Annotated in this window: 18 protein-coding genes; 9 read left to right on the top strand and 9 right to left on the bottom strand. The window is 70.7% G+C overall.

The window, feature by feature from the left end; genetic code table 11:
- Positions 1-121 precede the first annotated feature (121 nt).
- Positions 122-667 (bottom strand): CBS domain-containing protein, encoded by a 546-nt coding sequence (locus tag NKI68_RS17460; RefSeq protein WP_254544403.1) that lies wholly within the window; start codon positions 665-667, stop codon positions 122-124.
- Between the two features lie 82 nt (positions 668-749).
- Entirely contained in the window at positions 750-1,109 is a 360-nt protein-coding gene (locus NKI68_RS17455) for a DUF555 domain-containing protein (RefSeq protein WP_254544402.1), read from the bottom strand.
- A gap of 273 nt (positions 1,110-1,382) precedes the next feature.
- Between NKI68_RS17455 and NKI68_RS17450 the strand changes: the two genes are divergently transcribed.
- The 3 genes from NKI68_RS17450 (at position 1,383) to NKI68_RS17440 (ending at position 2,881) form a co-directional block, all read left to right on the top strand.
- Positions 1,383-1,580, top strand: coding sequence for a hypothetical protein (locus tag NKI68_RS17450; RefSeq protein WP_254544401.1), 198 nt, complete (start codon positions 1,383-1,385; stop codon positions 1,578-1,580).
- Positions 1,581-1,624: 44 nt separating this feature from the next.
- On the top strand, positions 1,625-2,341 hold the full coding sequence (gene psmB, locus NKI68_RS17445; RefSeq protein WP_254544400.1) for an archaeal proteasome endopeptidase complex subunit beta: 717 nt from the start codon (positions 1,625-1,627) through the stop codon (positions 2,339-2,341).
- Between the two features lie 105 nt (positions 2,342-2,446).
- Positions 2,447-2,881: a universal stress protein gene (locus tag NKI68_RS17440; RefSeq protein WP_254544399.1), complete on the top strand. Its 435-nt coding sequence runs from the start codon at positions 2,447-2,449 to the stop codon at positions 2,879-2,881.
- A 56-nt stretch (positions 2,882-2,937) separates the two neighbouring features.
- Here the strand turns inward: NKI68_RS17440 and purM are convergent, their stop codons facing one another.
- From purM to NKI68_RS17415, 5 genes are all read right to left on the bottom strand, one after another.
- The gene (purM, locus tag NKI68_RS17435) at positions 2,938-3,984 is read right to left on the bottom strand and encodes a phosphoribosylformylglycinamidine cyclo-ligase (RefSeq protein WP_254544398.1); all 1,047 of its coding nucleotides are present in this window, start codon (positions 3,982-3,984) and stop codon (positions 2,938-2,940) included.
- 44 nt (positions 3,985-4,028) lie between these two features.
- Entirely contained in the window at positions 4,029-4,394 is a 366-nt protein-coding gene (locus NKI68_RS17430; RefSeq protein ID WP_254544397.1) for a hypothetical protein, read from the bottom strand.
- Positions 4,395-4,609: 215 nt separating this feature from the next.
- The gene (locus NKI68_RS17425; protein ID WP_254544396.1) at positions 4,610-5,224 is read right to left on the bottom strand and encodes a zinc metalloprotease; all 615 of its coding nucleotides are present in this window, start codon (positions 5,222-5,224) and stop codon (positions 4,610-4,612) included.
- The gene (locus NKI68_RS17420; RefSeq protein ID WP_254544395.1) at positions 5,224-6,711 is read right to left on the bottom strand and encodes a TraB/GumN family protein; all 1,488 of its coding nucleotides are present in this window, start codon (positions 6,709-6,711) and stop codon (positions 5,224-5,226) included. The genes NKI68_RS17425 and NKI68_RS17420 overlap by 1 nt, the downstream gene beginning before the upstream one ends.
- 67 nt (positions 6,712-6,778) lie before the next feature.
- Positions 6,779-7,057 carry a HalOD1 output domain-containing protein gene (locus NKI68_RS17415; protein WP_254544394.1) on the bottom strand — a complete coding sequence of 93 codons (279 nt, stop codon included), beginning with the start codon at positions 7,055-7,057 and terminating at the stop codon, positions 6,779-6,781.
- A 254-nt stretch (positions 7,058-7,311) separates the two neighbouring features.
- On the opposite strand from NKI68_RS17415, the gene NKI68_RS17410 reads away from it, so the two are divergent.
- The gene (locus NKI68_RS17410) at positions 7,312-7,794 is read left to right on the top strand and encodes an acyl-CoA thioesterase (protein WP_254544393.1); all 483 of its coding nucleotides are present in this window, start codon (positions 7,312-7,314) and stop codon (positions 7,792-7,794) included.
- Between the two features lie 6 nt (positions 7,795-7,800).
- On the opposite strand, the gene NKI68_RS17405 is transcribed toward NKI68_RS17410, so the two are convergent.
- Positions 7,801-8,790: a PLP-dependent cysteine synthase family protein gene (locus NKI68_RS17405; protein WP_254544392.1), complete on the bottom strand. Its 990-nt coding sequence runs from the start codon at positions 8,788-8,790 to the stop codon at positions 7,801-7,803.
- Positions 8,791-8,891: 101 nt separating this feature from the next.
- Here NKI68_RS17405 and NKI68_RS17400 point away from each other — a divergent pair, with 101 nt between their 5' ends.
- The 3 genes from NKI68_RS17400 to NKI68_RS17390 all read left to right on the top strand — a co-directional run bounded on the left by NKI68_RS17400 (position 8,892) and on the right by NKI68_RS17390 (position 10,122).
- Positions 8,892-9,329, top strand: a complete 438-nt coding sequence (locus tag NKI68_RS17400; RefSeq protein ID WP_254544391.1) for a DUF488 family protein, N3 subclade — start codon at positions 8,892-8,894, stop codon at positions 9,327-9,329.
- Between the two features lie 117 nt (positions 9,330-9,446).
- Entirely contained in the window at positions 9,447-9,824 is a 378-nt protein-coding gene (locus tag NKI68_RS17395; RefSeq protein ID WP_254544390.1) for a thioredoxin family protein, read from the top strand.
- A gap of 49 nt (positions 9,825-9,873) precedes the next feature.
- Positions 9,874-10,122: a DUF8015 family protein gene (locus NKI68_RS17390; protein WP_254544389.1), complete on the top strand. Its 249-nt coding sequence runs from the start codon at positions 9,874-9,876 to the stop codon at positions 10,120-10,122.
- 38 nt (positions 10,123-10,160) lie between these two features.
- Here NKI68_RS17390 and NKI68_RS17385 read toward each other — a convergent pair whose 3' ends face one another.
- Positions 10,161-12,263, bottom strand: a complete 2,103-nt coding sequence (locus NKI68_RS17385) for a thioredoxin domain-containing protein (protein WP_254544388.1) — start codon at positions 12,261-12,263, stop codon at positions 10,161-10,163.
- 329 nt (positions 12,264-12,592) lie between these two features.
- Here NKI68_RS17385 and NKI68_RS17380 point away from each other — a divergent pair, with 329 nt between their 5' ends.
- On the top strand, positions 12,593-13,540 hold the full coding sequence (locus NKI68_RS17380; protein WP_254544387.1) for a DMT family transporter: 948 nt from the start codon (positions 12,593-12,595) through the stop codon (positions 13,538-13,540).
- A 91-nt stretch (positions 13,541-13,631) separates the two neighbouring features.
- A complete protein-coding gene (gene purD / locus NKI68_RS17375; protein ID WP_254544386.1) occupies positions 13,632-14,987 on the top strand; it encodes a phosphoribosylamine--glycine ligase in 1,356 nt (451 codons plus the stop codon).
- The last annotated feature ends 40 nt before the right edge of the window (positions 14,988-15,027 follow it).

Below are 15,027 nucleotides of genomic sequence, written 5' to 3'. Positions count from 1 at the left end.
AGGGTGTAATACTTTTTACAGAAGCTACGAATGAGATTTCTCGACAGAACAGAGGCGGTGAACGAGGGGGGATGGACTCCGAGTCACCCGAGAGGAGGGCGGCGGTCCGAGGTCCGCGTCGTCACTGCAGGTGGACCGCCACGTCCGCCTCGGTGATGATGCCGGTCATCCGCCCGCCCTCGATCACGATGACGGCGTCGTGGTGGTCGAGGTGGTTGTCGATCTCGTCGAGCGTCGCGTCGGGGGTGACCGTGGTGATGGACTCGCGCATCACGTCGGCGACCGGGAGGTCGCCGAGCCCCTCGTCGTCGCCCACCCGACGGACGTCGCTGTTGCTGATGATGCCGACGGGGTACCCGTCGTGGACGACCGGAAGCTGGGAGTAGCCCTCGTCGCTCATCACCTCGACCGCCCCGCGGACGCTGTCGTCGGGCGCGATGGCGGCGACCGGGCCGTGCATGATGTCGTCGGCGCGGAGGATGTCGCCCTCGGCCTCGTCGAGGGCGTTCACGATGCGCCGGAGCGTCGAGAGGCGCGGGTCGACGTCGTTTCCCTCGATCCGGGCGATGAGCGGCTGTGAGACCCCCGCCCGGTCGGCCAGTTCGCTCTGCGTCAACTCCAACTCCGTCCGGCGTTCGCGGAGGTCCTGCGGGGTGGGGAGTTCCATGGTCGAAATAACTACTGCTCATACTTGTTTCTACCGACGGTGGAGAACGGAGCCACCCAGGGTGCGAGGCGGGGTACGACGCCTACTGTTCCTCGTCGTCCTGTAGCTCGAACGTCTCGATCACCTTGAGCGGGACGTCGCGGAGCGCGCCGCCGACCTCGCTCTTGGCGATGCGCTGGGCGTGCTGTTCGCCCTCGGCGTTGAACACCTTCATCTCCAGCAGGAGGCCGACGAGGGCTGTGTCGGCGGCGATGAACGCCGAGTCGAAGGCCTCGCCGCAGGCCGGACAGGGCGTCCCGCCGACCTCGACCTCGACGTAGTCCATGTCCTTCCGGTTCAGTCGCTTTCCCGCCTCGCTCACGGCGACGCCGATCGCGTCGTCGATGGCCTCGACGTCGCGGACGAGCCACGCCGCCTCCATCGCCACCAGATAGTTCGTCATACGCCCACCTCGCCCTCCGCGTTATCGGTCTTTGTGTTTTCCGTCCGCGCGCCGCCCGGCGCGCACGTCACGTCGAATTTCGCCATAACGTATGCGGATATTGCCGATCGCTAAACTGCCAGTTACGCGAAACGGGGACCCGTAGATCGACGCGGTTGCTCCCCGATCAAGTACGGTTGAATCGCTATACGTGGCGGCCGTGTGTGGACGTGTCGTGGCACTCGATGGTCCGCAACGTTTATGTGTGCTTCTGTGGCTGAGGACTGATACGAAATGGTGTTCGAACGGCTTCGGTCCGTAACCCTGTTCGCCCTGTATCAGGCCGCCCTCCTCACGGGCATCCTCATGCTCCCCCTGGCGATGGTCGCGCGTCGCGTGGGCCTCCCGTTCCTCCCGGTCCACCGCGCGATCGCGCGACTGGGGGACGCCTACGAGCGGTCGCGGGAGTTCGCGGAGTCGCCGGCCGAGTGAGCGAAGGGGTGCTTTTATCAGCGCAGGACGGATAGTCCGTGGTAATGTACCGCCACGATCAGTCCTCGCTCGAGTACGACCGGCGCGACTACGAGGTTCCCATCTACGAACCGGAAGTCGGCCAGTTGCCGGACGTCTCGGAGAAGGACCTGGAGAAGGTGAACCAGACCGGAACGACCACCATCGGCATCACGACCACGGACGGCGTCGTCATCGCGACGGACATGCGCGCCTCGCTGGGCGGGCGGTTCGTCTCGAACAAGAACGTCCAGAAGGTCGAGCAGATCCACCCGACGGCCGCGCTCACGCTCGTCGGGAGCGTCGGCGGCGCGCAGTCGTTCATCCGCTCGCTCCGGGCCGAGGTGAACCTCTACGAGTCCCGTCGCGGCGAGCCGATGAGCATGCAGGCGCTCTCGACGCTCGCGGGCAACTTCGCCCGCGGCGGTCCGTTCTTCGCCATCAACCCCATCCTCGGCGGCGTCGACGACGAGGGCCACCACGTCTACTCCATCGACCCCGCCGGCGGCGTCATGGAGGACGACTACACCGTCACCGGCTCGGGCCTGACGGTCGCCTACGGGACGCTCGAACGCGAGTACCGCGACGGCATGACCAACGACGAGGCCAAGGAGGTCGCCGCCAGCGCCGTCAAGGCCGCCGTCGAGCGCGACACCGGCTCCGGTAACGGCGTCTTCCTCGCCGAGGTGACCGACGAGGGCGTCGAGATCCAGGGCCACAAGGACTTCGACGAGGTCCTGTAGCGGCGTCCCGTTCTCGCTCTCGCTTCCTCCTTCCTCCGCGAGAGAGTTCCATCGCGTGATGTACGTTGAGTGTCACCTTTGTCCCCGGCCCGCGTAGCGTGGACCATGACCCGACGGGTGCTCGTCGCCTACGACGGATCGCTGCTCGCGGAACGCGGACTGGCGTTCGCCGCGAGCGAGTTCCCGGACGACGACGTCGTCGCCCTCTACGTGGTCGACCGGGAGCGCGACCCGACCGCCATGAAAGGGTGGGGCGACGACCCCCACGAGTGGGAGGACTGGCTCGACGAGGAGCGCGAACGCGCGGCCGAACTGTTCGAGCAGGCGGAGGCGATCGCCGAGCGCGAGGGGGCGACGATCCGAACGGCCGTCGCCGTCGGCCGCGTCCACGAGATGATCGTGCGGTACGCCGCTGACCACGACGCAGACATGGTCGTCGTCGGCACGCACGGTCGCTCGACCCTGAAGAAGGCCCTCCTCGGGAGCGTGGCGGAGGAGGTCACTCGAAGATCGCCCGTCCCCGTCGTGACCGTCCGGTAGGTCGGGCGCTCGTCGTCCTCGTCCGGCCGTCCGGCGGTTCGATCGTCGGACGGCCCCTACGACAGCGTCAGCCCTCGAATCTCGACCGTCCCCGCCTCGCTTCCCGCCTGCCCGCCCGCCGCCTCGACGCGACCGACGACGCGACCGTCGTCCGTCGCTTCGACGACCGCCTCGGCGTCGGCCGGCGCGCACGCCGCCACGAAGCCGGTGCCCATGTTGAACGTCCGGTACATCTCCTCGTCGGCCACGTTCCCCTCGCGTCGGACGAACTCGAAGACCGGGTTCGGATCGAAGGGGTCGTCCACGACGTAGCGGCGCGCGCCCATCCGCAGGAGGTTCGTCCAGCCGCCGCCGGTGACGTGGGCGGCGGCGCGCGCGTCGCGCTCGCGCAGCGGCGCGAGCAGGTCGGCGTAGATGCGCGTCGGTTCGAGCAGGACCTCCCCCACCGTGCGGGACTCGTCGAGCGGGAACGGGTCGGTGTACTCGTGGTTCCTCGTGGCGGCCTTCCGCGCCAGCGTGAGGCCGTTCGAGTGGACGCCGCTCGCCGGGAACCCCACGAGCGCGTCGCCGACCTCGGCCTCGCCCGGGAAGATCGCGTCCTTCGGCGCGAGGCCGGCGCAGGTCCCCGCGAGGTCGAGTCCCCTGATCACGTCGGGCATCACGGCCGTCTCGCCGCCGACGAGCGCGATACCCGCCTCGGCCGCGCCCGCCGCGAGCCCCCGACCCACCTGCTCGGCCACGTCGTCGTCCGGCGCGTCGACCGCGAGGTAGTCCACGAACGCCACGGGCTCGACGCCCGCCGCGACGAGGTCGTTGACGTTCATCGCGATGCAGTCGACGCCGATGGTGGTGAAGTCGCCAAGCGCCTCGGCGACGAGCAGCTTCGTCCCGACGCCGTCCGTGGCGAGCGCGAGGTAGCGGTCGCCGATGTCGAGGAGGCCCGCGTAGTCGCCCTCGAACTCGCCGACTGCGCCGACGAGCGCCGCCGTCGCCGCCTCGCTGTCCGCGATGTCCACGCCCGCCCCCGAGTAGGTCATCCGCTCCTCGTCGTTCGCCCCCCGTTCGGCGTCCTCACCGCCGTCGCGAGCGCCGTCCTCGTTCATGCGCGAGAGCGCGCGAGGGGCGGACAAAAGCCCACCGGATGGCGTCAGGCGGGACGGGACGACGGGGCGAACGGGACGACGTAGAAGGCGAGAAACAGAGCGAACAGGACGACGCCGCTCAGCGCCGCGGCGAGGTACGGTTCGACTCCCGGGGGGACGCGGACGCCCGGATGCTCGAAGACGAGGCGGGGGACCACCCACCCGGCGAGGAAGACGCCGAGGGTCGCCCCGAAGCCGAGGAGCCACCGCGCGCCGCGCGGGGCGAGGGCGGCCACCGCCAGGACGAGCACGCCGCCGGCCAACGGCAGGGCGTACGAGGAGAACAGTCCCAATACGTACGAGACGAACAGTAGGGCGCTCGCCGCGACGACCGCGCCGTCGAACGCCGTCTCCCGCAGTTCGGTGGTCATACCTGTCAGTTACGTATCCTGTGTCGATAAGTATCTTCCCCTCCGGCCCCTGCGACGCCGGTTCGCGAGGTGGGCGGTTCCGGGGGCTCACGTCCGAACTCACCCCTTCACACTGGTTTCCATCCGGGACGCGGTCGCGCTCCCGGGCGATCGGCGACCCGGGGTGACGCGACCTGATCGAGAGCGCTCGGCCGGGGACGCCGCGGTCCCCCCTCTCAGAACCCCGTCCCGACGAACGCCAGCGAGAGCGCCGCCAGCCCCGCGCAGATCACGAACGAGACGGCGAACACCACCTTGCTCCAGCCGAGGACCTTCCGACCGTCGAGCGGGCCGAAGGGGAGCATGTTGAATCCGGCGAGGATGAGGTTGATCGTGACGCCCAGCTGTCCCACCGTCCCGAGCGGGGCGACGGCCAGAAGCGGCGCGAACACGCCGGCCAGCACGACGTTGGTCGCCGGGCCGGCCAGCGCGATGAGGCCGACCTGTCGCTCGGTGATGGGCCGCCCGCCGTGGTAGACCGCGCCGGGCGCGGCGAAGAGGAACCCGGCGAGGGCCGCGCCGATGGCGAGCGCGAGCATCCCGTAGTCGGCGCGGAACTCCGCGAGCTGGCCGAAGCGCACCGCGACCACCTTGTGCGCGAGTTCGTGCAGGAGGAAGCCGACGCCGACGGTGACCATGCTGACGGCGAGCGTGTCGAGCACCGCCGAGAGCGCCAGGTCGCCCCACACCAGCGAGAACGCGAGTCCCCGGTCGAGAAAGAGGGTGAAGGCGATCCCGAGGGCAACCCACGCCGCGCCGAGGTCGACCACCTCGCGGGTCGAGAAGCGCATCAGACCGCCACCCCGAGGAGCAGGTCGACGCTGTTTCTGACCCCCTCGAGCAGGAGCCCGACGATCTCGCCCGCGCTGGTGATCCCCTGCCCGCTGAACAGGACCGGGACGAACACCCACAGGAAGACCATCGAGCCGACGAAGCTGCCGACGTTCGTCAGCGCGACGACGAGGATGAGGCGGAACAGCGGCACCTCGCGCATCCGGGCGAGGAGGTCGCGGACGGGGCTCTCCTCGTCGCTCAGGATCTCGTTGAGCGTGGCGATGTCGGCGACGTTCACGTCCGTGTAGCGCAGTTCGACGTACCCCGCGAACCACCCCGGCGCGAGCAGCGGGTTGATGCTCGTGAGCCACGCGACGGCACCGCCGACGAGCGCGCTCGTCCAGTGCGCCCCGGCGACCTTCGCCAGGGCGAACGTGAATACGCCGTTGACGAGGAACCACGCGGCGAACAGTTCGAGCAGGAAACTGTTTCGCACCCCCGCCATCGCCAGCAGGACGAAGAACGCGAGGAAGCCGAGGGTGAACAGGTAACCGACGACCTTGGCGAGCGAGACGCGCCGTCCCGACTGCGTCCCGACCAGCGAGTCCATCGGCGGCAGCGTCTCGGGGCGGGCGAGGTAGCGCTCGATCCCCTCGCGGTGGCCCGCGCCGACGACGGCGACCACGTCGCGTCCCCCCTCGCGGAGCGCGACCAGGCGGTGGGCGATGAAGGCGTCGCGCTCGTCGATCAGCGCCTCCGCACCCCCGGGGGAGAACCGGCGGAACTCCTCCATCATCGCGCTCACCACGTCGGTGTTCGTGAGGTCTGACATGTCGAACTCCTCTACGTCCTCGGGTTCCTCGTCGAGGACGCCGAACGCGAGGGCGAGGACCGCGCCCAGCGCCGCGCCGACCGCCAGCGCGACGACCGCGGTGTCGGCGACGGCCACCAGCACCCCGGGGGCGACCGGCGGGACGAGAAACGGCCCGGCGACCGCCTCGGCGACGACGGCGATCGACGCGCCGAGGAACAGCCCCGTCGCCAGGCCGAGGCTCCGCCCGTCGGTGACGTTGAGCGCGAGTCCGCCGACGAGCTTCAGCTTCTCGAACGCCGAGAGGCGCGCCCAGAACCGCTGGATGGTCACCTGGATGTCGCGGTCGACGAGCGCGACGTCGATACCGAGTCGCTCCGCCGCGTCGATCCCCGCGAGCATGTCCGCGCCCGGGTTGATGTCGAACTCGTCGCCCAGGCGGGCCTGCACGTAGGAGAGCATCCAGTAGGCGAGAAACTGAAAGACGGTGTTACCGCGAAGGAGGTCGCTCGCGTCGAGGTCCTCGGGGCCGTCACCGCGCAGTTGGCGGTACCGCCCCTCGTCGAGTTCGACGGCCACCACGTCGGGCCGCTCCTCCTCGATGACGCGTTCGACTTCCTCGACGCTGTCCGCGGAGACGTGGGCCGTTCCGACGACGTGGACGGACCCCCGCTCCGGGGCCTGCTCACTCATTGCTACTGGCTATCGGTTCAGCCTTCATACCAGTATCGCCGTCGGAGGGGACGACGACCGGGACGGATCACTCGACGAGGACCGATCCCGTACTCTCGACGATGAACGTGCGTCCGCCGTAGTCGAGGATCACCGTACCCGGTTCGCGCGGCTCGCCGTTGTAACGCGGGGCGAACAGCGCGTCGAGCGCGTCGGGGTCGATCACCTCGTAGAGCGTCCGCGGCGCGTCGGATCCGAGCGTCTCCTCCATGGCGTAGACGAGCAGTTCGGACAGGTCCGAACTGCCGATCGGGGCGTCGACGCTCGTCGGGCTGTACACCGTCTGTGATGTGGCGTTTTTCGACATGCGTTTGTTGATGTCGGTCAGTGAGTTGTTCCCTCGTCCGGGGCCCGGGACGGACACCGGACCCCGGACACGGCGTGCAACCGCGGCCGACCGCTGGACACCGTCGTCGGCGACGGATGAGAGTGATTAGCACCGCAAACATATAAGCTTTGGAGTTATTCTCTACTTCGTAAAAGTGGCGGAACGAGACGTGTCCGGGCGGGGCCGGGCCGTCGACACCAGCACCTATTGTCGACCGACGCCACGGGAGGGACATGGAACCGGTACCGTTGGCGACGTCGTACACCGAGATGACCGAGATCCTGTTGCCGAACGACACGAACAACCTGGGTCGCGCGCTCGGCGGCGCGGTGTTGAACTGGATGGACATCTGCGGTGCCATCGCGGCGATGCGCTTCGCGAGCAACCAGGTCGTGACGGCGTCGATGGATCACGTGGACTTCATCTCGCCCATCGAACTGGGCGAGGTGGTCGTCGTGAAGGGGTACGTCTTCGCCACCGGCCGCACCAGCCTCGACGTGAAGGTGGACGTCCACGCGGAGAACCCCCGTCGAGAGGGGCCGAACCGCTCGACGACGAGTTCCTTCTTCACCTTCGTCGCGCTCGACGAGGAGGGCCGGCCGACGCCGGTCCCCGACGTGGTCTGCGAGACCGACGAGGAGGCGTCGATGCGCGAGGAGGCCATCGAGGAGCGACGGGCGCAGCTGGAGCAGGTCGCCGATCGGCTGGAGGCGTAGTCGTCCTCAGTCGAACATCCCGGTGGACATGTAGCGCTCGCCGCTGTCCCAGAACACCGTGATCACGAGCGGGCAGTCCGCCCGGCCGCCGTCCCCGGCGACGACCGGGCGCTGCTGGGAGGGCCGATCGGGCGCGGGCGCTTCGGGGGCCTCGGGGCAGTCGGCCGCCGGGTCGGCGAGGCGGGCGGCGACCCGGCGGGCGGCGAGGTTCGACGCGCCGGAGGACTGCCCGACGAGGATCCCCTCCTCGCGGGCGAGGCGGCGGCACTCGGCCTCGGCGGCCTCGACCTCCACCGTCTCGACGGAGTCGATCAGGTCGAGGTCGAGGTTCGGACTGACGAATCCCGGCCCCATGCCCTGGAAGTCGTCGCGCCCGCCCTCGCCGGTCGAGAGGACGGCGTTGTCCGCCGGCTCGACCGCGACGACCTCCATCTCGGGGAACGCCTCGCGGAGGCGGCGGCCGGTGCCGGAGAGGGTGCCGCCCGTGCCGACACCGGCGACGAGCGCGTCGACGCGTCGCCCCCCGACCTGTTCGAGTATCTCCTCGGCGGTCGTCCGGTAGTGGGCCTCGGGGTTGGCGGCGTTCTCGAACTGGCGCAGCTGGACCATCCCCTCCGCCGCCTCCAGTTCGTCCGCGCGCGCCTTCGCCGCCGAGATGTCGCCCTCGACGAGTTCGATGTCCGCGCCGTAGGCGCGCATGATCCGGCGGCGCTCCGGCGACATGTCCTCGGACATGACGATGGTGATGTCGTAGCCCTTCGCGGCGGCGACCATCGACAGCCCGATGCCGGTGTTGCCGCTCGTCGGCTCGACGAGGCGGTCGCCGGGACGGAGGCGGCCGTCGCGCTCCGCGGCCTCCACCATCGCCATCGCCGGACGGTCCTTGGCGGAGCCGCCGGGGTTCTTCGACTCGATCTTCGCCGCCACGGTCGCGCCGGGCGGCGAGGCCACCCGTACGAGCGGCGATCCGATCGCGTCGAGGATGGAGTCGTCCATGGACGTGACTTCCGGTCGGACGAGTAAAGGGATGGCGGACACCGGCAGAACGCGCCGCCCGACCGCGACAGGTTTTTCCCGCCGAGCGCGGAGGTCGGGGTATGAGCGGGAGCGACGCGGGGACGCTCGGGGAGACGTACCTCGCCGCCGTCCAGCACGACCTCGCCGATCTCTCCGGCGGGGAGACGCTCGTCGGGGTCGTCCGCCGGCCGACGCGCTGGTTCAGCGGCGCGGTCGACGAGAACCGTCCCGAACTCGGTCCGCCCGCGGAACTGCTCGACGAGGTGAAGGCGCGCCACGAGGACCTCAAAGCCCGGGGGCTGTGCGACGAGGGGGCGCACAACGCCGCCTGGGAGGACGTCGACTTCGAGCGGCGCTACCGCGAGCACCTCGCCGAGAGCGAGGACGCGCGGGCGGCGGTCGAGGACCTCGCGCGGCGGGTCCGGTCGGGCGAGGACGTCGTGCTCGTCTGCTTCGAGGGCGAGAAGAAGGCCTGCCACCGCCACGCGCTCCGGGAGGTCGTCGCGAGGGAGGTGTGATCGCGCGCGGTCGAGCGCGTCGCCGACGCGGGCGGTCGCACCGAGCGGGGCGGTGTAGGAGCGACGGGCGGACCCGAGAGCGTGGCCGTTAAGCCCTCCGCCCGTCGAGTCTGGGCAATGAGGTTAGAGACGATGTCGCCGAACCCGGTCTGGTCGGCCGACGCGTACGGGGAGACCGTCGAGACGCTGCGCGCGGCCGACGACGTGACCTACAAGGTGTGGGGCGGCGACTGGTGCAAGGACTGCCGGGCGCAACTGCCCGACTTCGCGGCGGCGCTCCGCGCGGCTGACGTCCCCGACGAGCGGATCGAGGACTTCCCCGTCGAGAAGGACGAGGACGGGAACAAGGTCGGTCCCGGCGTCGAGGAGTACGGCGTCGAGTACATCCCGACGATCGTCGTCGAGCGGGGCGGCGAGGAACTCGTCCGCTTCGTCGAGTCCGAAGACGTCCCCGCGGCCGTCTACGTCGCGGACGCGCTCCGCGCGCTGGACTGACGTAAAATTTTAGTGGAATCGGCGGGATACTCCCGACCGGTGAGCGTTCATGCCGGAGAGCGATAGCACCGCGCACGCCGGGACCGAGTCCGAGCGACCGACCGGGGGACGGCCGCCGCTGACGCGCTACGACGCGCTCCTCCTCGCCGTTCCCGTCGCGTTCGCGGCGGCGCTCCTCGTCGCGGAGGCGTTCGCGGTACCGTCGGATCGCGCGCTGCTCGGCGCGTCGGTCGTCGCGGCCGCCGTCGTCGGCGACGGCCTCTTTCGCAACCCGCCGCGGCCGACGCCGACCCGCTGATCGACGGCTCGATCGAGGTCGGCCGAGACGGTGGTCGGTCACTCGCGTCCGCGCCACGCCAGCGCGTCGGAGAGCGCCGTCTGCGGCGGCGAGCACGCGAAGTCCTCACAGAGGTAGACCGTGGGCTCGTCGTCGATTGCGTCGCGCGACGCCCAGATCGGCGGCGCGTCGTCCAGCCCCAGTTCAGAGAGCCACGCCGACAGCCCGTCGTCGGTCGGCGGTCGCGGGGCGAGCAGGCGGCGGGGGAGGTACGTCGTCGCCAGCCGGTCGCGCCACTCGCGGGGCAGTCCGTCGGCGGCGACGGTGAGTTCGACGTGTCCGGAGGCGTACTCGTCGGCCGCCAGCGCGAGCGCCGCGTGCTGGAGCGGGTCGCCGCGGATCCGGTTCCCGTGCGTCGAGAGGACCGACTCCGCGACGTCGCCGAACCCCTCGTCGGGGGCGAAGTGATCGAGCGCGAGCAGGAGCGAGGCGGCCACCCCGGCGCTGGAGGGCGTCGAGTGGTCCGTGAGTTCCTGCGGGCGGGCGACGAGGTCCTCGCCGCTCTCGGGCGTGAAGTAGAGCGTCCCCGACGACCCGTCCCAGAACTCCCGCTCGATCGCGCGGGCGAGGTCGAGCGCGAACGCGAGGTGCTCGACCTCGCCGGTCGCCTCGTAGCAGCGCAGCGCGCCGCGCCCGAGGAAGGCGTAGTCCTCGAGATACCCCCTGATGGCGACCTCCCCGTCCTTGTACCGCCGGTGGAGGACGCCCTCGTCGGCGTCCCAGAGGTGCTCGCGGACGAACGCGAGCGCCTCCGTGGCGCGGTCGGCGTACCCCTCGCTCGCGACGAGCGCACCCGCCGCGAACGCGGAGATCATCAGTCCGTTCCACCCCGCGAGCACCTTCTCGTCGCGCGGCGGGCGCTCGCGCCGCTCGCGCGCCTCGAAGACGTCGTCGTGCGCCGCCGCGAGCTTCGCCTCGACCGTCCCCGGGTCGAGGTCGAACTCCTCGGCGAGGTCGGCGAGCGAGGAGGAGACCGTGAGGACGGTCGTCCCCCCCTCGAAGTTGCCCGACTCGGTGACGCCGTAGTAGGCGCAGAAGAGGTCGGCGGCCGTCCCGTCGTCCACCGCCTCGCGGACCGACTCGGGGGTCCAGACGTAGAAGGTGCCCTCCTCGCCGCCGCTCCGGGCGTCGAGCGTCGAGAAGAAGCCGCCCCCCTCGTGGCGGAGTTCGCGCTCGACGAACGCCAGCGTCTCGTCGGCCACGTGGCGGTAGCGGGCGTTGCCGGTCGCCTGGAAGCCCGCGAGCATCGCCCGGACGAGTTCGGCCTGGTCGTAGAGCATCTTCTCGAAGTGGGGCACCGTCCAGGAGCGGTCGGTCGTGTAGCGGTGGAAGCCGCCGCCGACGTGATCGTACAGCCCGCGGTTCGCCATCGCCGAGAGCGTCTCATCCACGACCGCGCGGTAGGCGTCCCGGCCCGTGCGGTCGTACGCCCGCAGGAGCAGGTGGATACGACCGGTCTGGGGGAACTTCTGGCCCTGCCCGAACCCGCCGTGTTCGCGGTCGGCGGCGCGGACGGTCGCCTCCGCGACCCGCGCCAGGTGGTCCGCTTCCGGGGGCTCGCCGGGCTGGTCGGGGACGGACTCGAGTTCGTCCTCGATGGCGCGCGTCCACTGGTCGGCGCGCGTCTCCATCTCGCGGCGGTCGTCGGGGTCGGCCCACGACTCGGCGATGTCCGAGAGCAGTCCGCGGAAGCCGGGCATCCCCCGCTGGGGTTCCCTCGGGAAGTAGGTCCCGACGTAGAAGGGTCGTCCGTCCGGCGTGAGCCACACCGAGAGGGGCCACCCGGCGTTCCCTCGGACCATCTGGCAGATGCTGATGTACAGGCTGTCGAGGTCCGGGCGCTCCTCGCGGTCGACCTTGATCGGGACGAAGTGCTCGTTGAGCAGTTCGGCGACCCCCTCGTCCTCGAAGCTCTCCTCCTCCATCACGTGACACCAGTGGCAGGCGGAGTAGCCGATCGAGAGGAAGATCGGGACGTCCCGCTCGCGCGCCGCGGCGAGGGCGTCCTCGTCCCACGGCTGCCAGTTGACGGGGTTGTCGGCGTGCTGGCGGAGGTACGGACTCCGCTCCTCGTCGAGGCGGTTTCGATCCGTGGCGCTCATGTCTCCCCCTTGGACCCGCACGCGGTAAAGGCGTGGCGTGCCCGTCGCGCGGGGTGGCGTTCGGATACGCAAGTCTGCGTCGCATCGGTCGATCGGGACGGTTCGAAAGCCCCCGCCGTCTCGACGACGGTCCTTTCAATCCCACCCAGTGGCGGGGTCCGGTCAGTCGGAGCGTATCTGAACACTACCTGGTGCGGCGACCGACACGGTAACGCCGCCCCCCGCGTACCGTGAGGTATCGTGAGGGGGAGCGCGTCGATCCGCGGACGACCACCGCGTCCGTCGAGCGAGCCGTCGGGAACGGTGCGAGGAGCGTCGGAGGCGACCGCGTGAGGCGGTACGCGACGGCGGGGTTGTTCCTCGCGACCGCGCTGCTGTTCGGGACCGCGTTCGCCGCGATCGAGGTGGGGCTGACGGTCCTGCCGCCGGTGCTCTTCGCCGCGCTCCGGTTCGACGTGGGCGCGCTCGTCCTGCTCGGGGTCGTCGCCGTCCGCGGCGGCTACTGGCGACCCCTGACGGGCGCGGACTACCGCGCCGTCGTCGTCAGCGCCGTCTTCCTCGTCTCGCTCAACGCCGTCCTGCTCTTCGTCGGCCAGCAGTACACGACGAGCGGGGCCGCGGCGGTCATGTTCAGCCTCGCGCCGGTCCTCTCGCCGCTGTTCGCGCGCTTCCTCCTCCCCGACGAGCGCATCTCCGCGGTCGGCGCGCTCGGCGTCCTCCTCGGACTGATCGGCGTGGTGATCGTCGTCGCCCCCGACCCGTCGCGGCTGCTCGCCGCGGGCGCGGTCGGACAGGCGCTCGTCGCCGTCGCGGCGGTGTCCGTGGCCTTCGGGAGCGTCCTCCTCCGGCGCATCGACCCGGGCGTGGGGAGCCTCGCGATGACCGCGTGGGCGATGGCGCTCTCGGCCGCGCTCGTCCACGTCGCCAGCCTCGCGCTCGGCGAGTCGCCCGCCGCGGTCGCCTGGACGCCCGTCGCGCTCGGTGCCGTCGCGTACCTCGGGCTCTTCTCGACCGCGGGCGCGTTCCCCGCCTACTTCGCGCTCATCGAGCGGGTGGGACCGATCCGGGCGAACCTCGTCACCTACGCCGTCCCCGTCGTCGCGGCGATCGCCGGCGCGCTCGTCCTCGACGAGCGGATCGCGGCGTCGACGGCACTCGGCTTCGCCGTCGTCGTCCTCGGGTTCGGCCTCGTCGAGCGCGACGTCCTCGCCGAGGAGTTCGCCCTCGTCCGGGCGCGCCTCGGCCGGCCGGCGGACGCCGACGAGGCGGACGACTGAGACCGTCGCCCCCTCCGAATACCCACGTCCGTGCACACGACTCGTCGTTCGAAGAGCAACCTTTACATCTCCCTGCGCACGCCTCTCGCGCATGACCGAGACCGTGCTCCTCGTCGGCGGCGGCGGCCGCGAACACGCCATCGCCCGCGCGCTGGCGTCCGCCCCCGGCCCCTCGGACGCCTCGCGTTCCGCCCCCGACTGCGCGCTCTACGCCTGTGCGAGCAACCGCAACCCCGGCATCGTCGCCCTGGCAGACGGGTTCGAGGTGCTGGACGAGACCGACCCCGAGGCGGTCGTCGCCTACGCCGAGGCGGTCGGGGCGACGCTCGCGGTGGTCGGCCCGGAGGCACCGCTCGCGGCGGGCGTGGCCGACGCGCTGGACGAGGCGGGCGTCTACGCGTTCGGCCCGCGCGCGGAGCAGGCCCGCATCGAGACGGACAAGGCCTTCCAGCGGCGGTTCATGCGCGAGGAGGGGATCCCGGGCTGTCCCGACTTCGAGACGTTCGACGACGTGGAGGCCGCCTGCGAGTACGTCGACGCCTCCGACGGCGACCTCGCGGTGAAGCCGGCGGGCCTGACCGGCGGGAAGGGCGTCCGCGTGACGGGCGATCAGATCACCAAGGAGGAGGCGAAGGCGTACCTCCGCGAGTCGGGGTACGACCGCGTGGTGCTCGAGGAGCGCCTCGTGGGCGAGGAGTTCACCGTACAGGCGTTCGTCGCGGGCGGCGAGGTCCGCGTCTCGCCCGCCGTGCAGGACCACAAGCGCGCCTACGAGGGCGACGAGGGGCCGAACACCGGCGGGATGGGCAGTTACAGCGACGCCTCGTTCGAACTCCCCTTCATGACCGAGGCCGACTACGACGAGGCGGTGTCGATCGTCGAGGCCACTGTCGAGGCGCTCGAGGGCTACAAGGGCGTCCTCTACGGCCAGTTCATGCTCACCGCCGACGGCGTGCGGGTGGTCGAGTTCAACGCCCGATTCGGTGACCCCGAGGCGATGAACACGCTCCCCGTGCTGGAGACGCCCTTCCTGGACGTGCTCGTCGCCGCGCGCGAGGGCGACCCGCTCCCGGAACTCGCCTTCGACGCCAGGGCGACCGTCTGCAAGTACGCCGTCCCCGCCGGGTACCCGACCGACCCCGAGGCGGGCGCGAGAGTCGAGATCGACGAAGCCAGCGTGACGCGCGCCGCGAACGCGTCGAGCGTGGAGCACGGCGATGCGCTCCTCTTCTACGCCAGCGTGGACGAGCGCGAGGACGGCATCTACACGACGACCTCCCGGTCGTTCGCGGTCGTCGGCGTCGGACACACCATCGCGGAGGCGGAGCGGATCGCCGAGAAGGCGCTCTCCGTCGCGGGCGAGGAGGGGCTGCACGTGCGCCACGACATCGGAACCGGCGCGCTGGTGCAGCGGCGCATCGACCACGTGGAGGAACTCCGGGGCTGACGCGGACCCGTACCTCGATCCGTATCGTATCCGTACCCGT

The organism is Halomarina pelagica (assembly GCF_024228315.1).
Classification (GTDB): domain Archaea; phylum Halobacteriota; class Halobacteria; order Halobacteriales; family Haloarculaceae; genus Halomarina; species Halomarina pelagica.
This window is presented reverse-complemented; position numbering and strand designations above follow the sequence as displayed.

What these genes read in the sequence shown, in the direction of transcription:
- NKI68_RS17460 (WP_254544403.1), bottom strand. Translation starts at nt 667, where the DNA reads ATGGAACTCCCCACCCCGCAGGACCTCCGCGAACGCCGGACGGAGTTG.
- NKI68_RS17455 (WP_254544402.1), bottom strand. Translation starts at nt 1,109, where the DNA reads ATGACGAACTATCTGGTGGCGATGGAGGCGGCGTGGCTCGTCCGCGAC.
- NKI68_RS17450 (WP_254544401.1), top strand. Translation starts at nt 1,383, where the DNA reads ATGGTGTTCGAACGGCTTCGGTCCGTAACCCTGTTCGCCCTGTATCAG.
- psmB (WP_254544400.1), top strand. Translation starts at nt 1,625, where the DNA reads ATGTACCGCCACGATCAGTCCTCGCTCGAGTACGACCGGCGCGACTAC.
- NKI68_RS17440 (WP_254544399.1), top strand. Translation starts at nt 2,447, where the DNA reads ATGACCCGACGGGTGCTCGTCGCCTACGACGGATCGCTGCTCGCGGAA.
- purM (WP_254544398.1), bottom strand. Translation starts at nt 3,984, where the DNA reads ATGAACGAGGACGGCGCTCGCGACGGCGGTGAGGACGCCGAACGGGGG.
- NKI68_RS17430 (WP_254544397.1), bottom strand. Translation starts at nt 4,394, where the DNA reads ATGACCACCGAACTGCGGGAGACGGCGTTCGACGGCGCGGTCGTCGCG.
- NKI68_RS17425 (WP_254544396.1), bottom strand. Translation starts at nt 5,224, where the DNA reads ATGCGCTTCTCGACCCGCGAGGTGGTCGACCTCGGCGCGGCGTGGGTT.
- NKI68_RS17420 (WP_254544395.1), bottom strand. Translation starts at nt 6,711, where the DNA reads ATGAGTGAGCAGGCCCCGGAGCGGGGGTCCGTCCACGTCGTCGGAACG.
- NKI68_RS17415 (WP_254544394.1), bottom strand. Translation starts at nt 7,057, where the DNA reads ATGTCGAAAAACGCCACATCACAGACGGTGTACAGCCCGACGAGCGTC.
- NKI68_RS17410 (WP_254544393.1), top strand. Translation starts at nt 7,312, where the DNA reads ATGGAACCGGTACCGTTGGCGACGTCGTACACCGAGATGACCGAGATC.
- NKI68_RS17405 (WP_254544392.1), bottom strand. Translation starts at nt 8,790, where the DNA reads ATGGACGACTCCATCCTCGACGCGATCGGATCGCCGCTCGTACGGGTG.
- NKI68_RS17400 (WP_254544391.1), top strand. Translation starts at nt 8,892, where the DNA reads ATGAGCGGGAGCGACGCGGGGACGCTCGGGGAGACGTACCTCGCCGCC.
- NKI68_RS17395 (WP_254544390.1), top strand. Translation starts at nt 9,447, where the DNA reads ATGAGGTTAGAGACGATGTCGCCGAACCCGGTCTGGTCGGCCGACGCG.
- NKI68_RS17390 (WP_254544389.1), top strand. Translation starts at nt 9,874, where the DNA reads ATGCCGGAGAGCGATAGCACCGCGCACGCCGGGACCGAGTCCGAGCGA.
- NKI68_RS17385 (WP_254544388.1), bottom strand. Translation starts at nt 12,263, where the DNA reads ATGAGCGCCACGGATCGAAACCGCCTCGACGAGGAGCGGAGTCCGTAC.
- purD (WP_254544386.1), top strand. Translation starts at nt 13,632, where the DNA reads ATGACCGAGACCGTGCTCCTCGTCGGCGGCGGCGGCCGCGAACACGCC.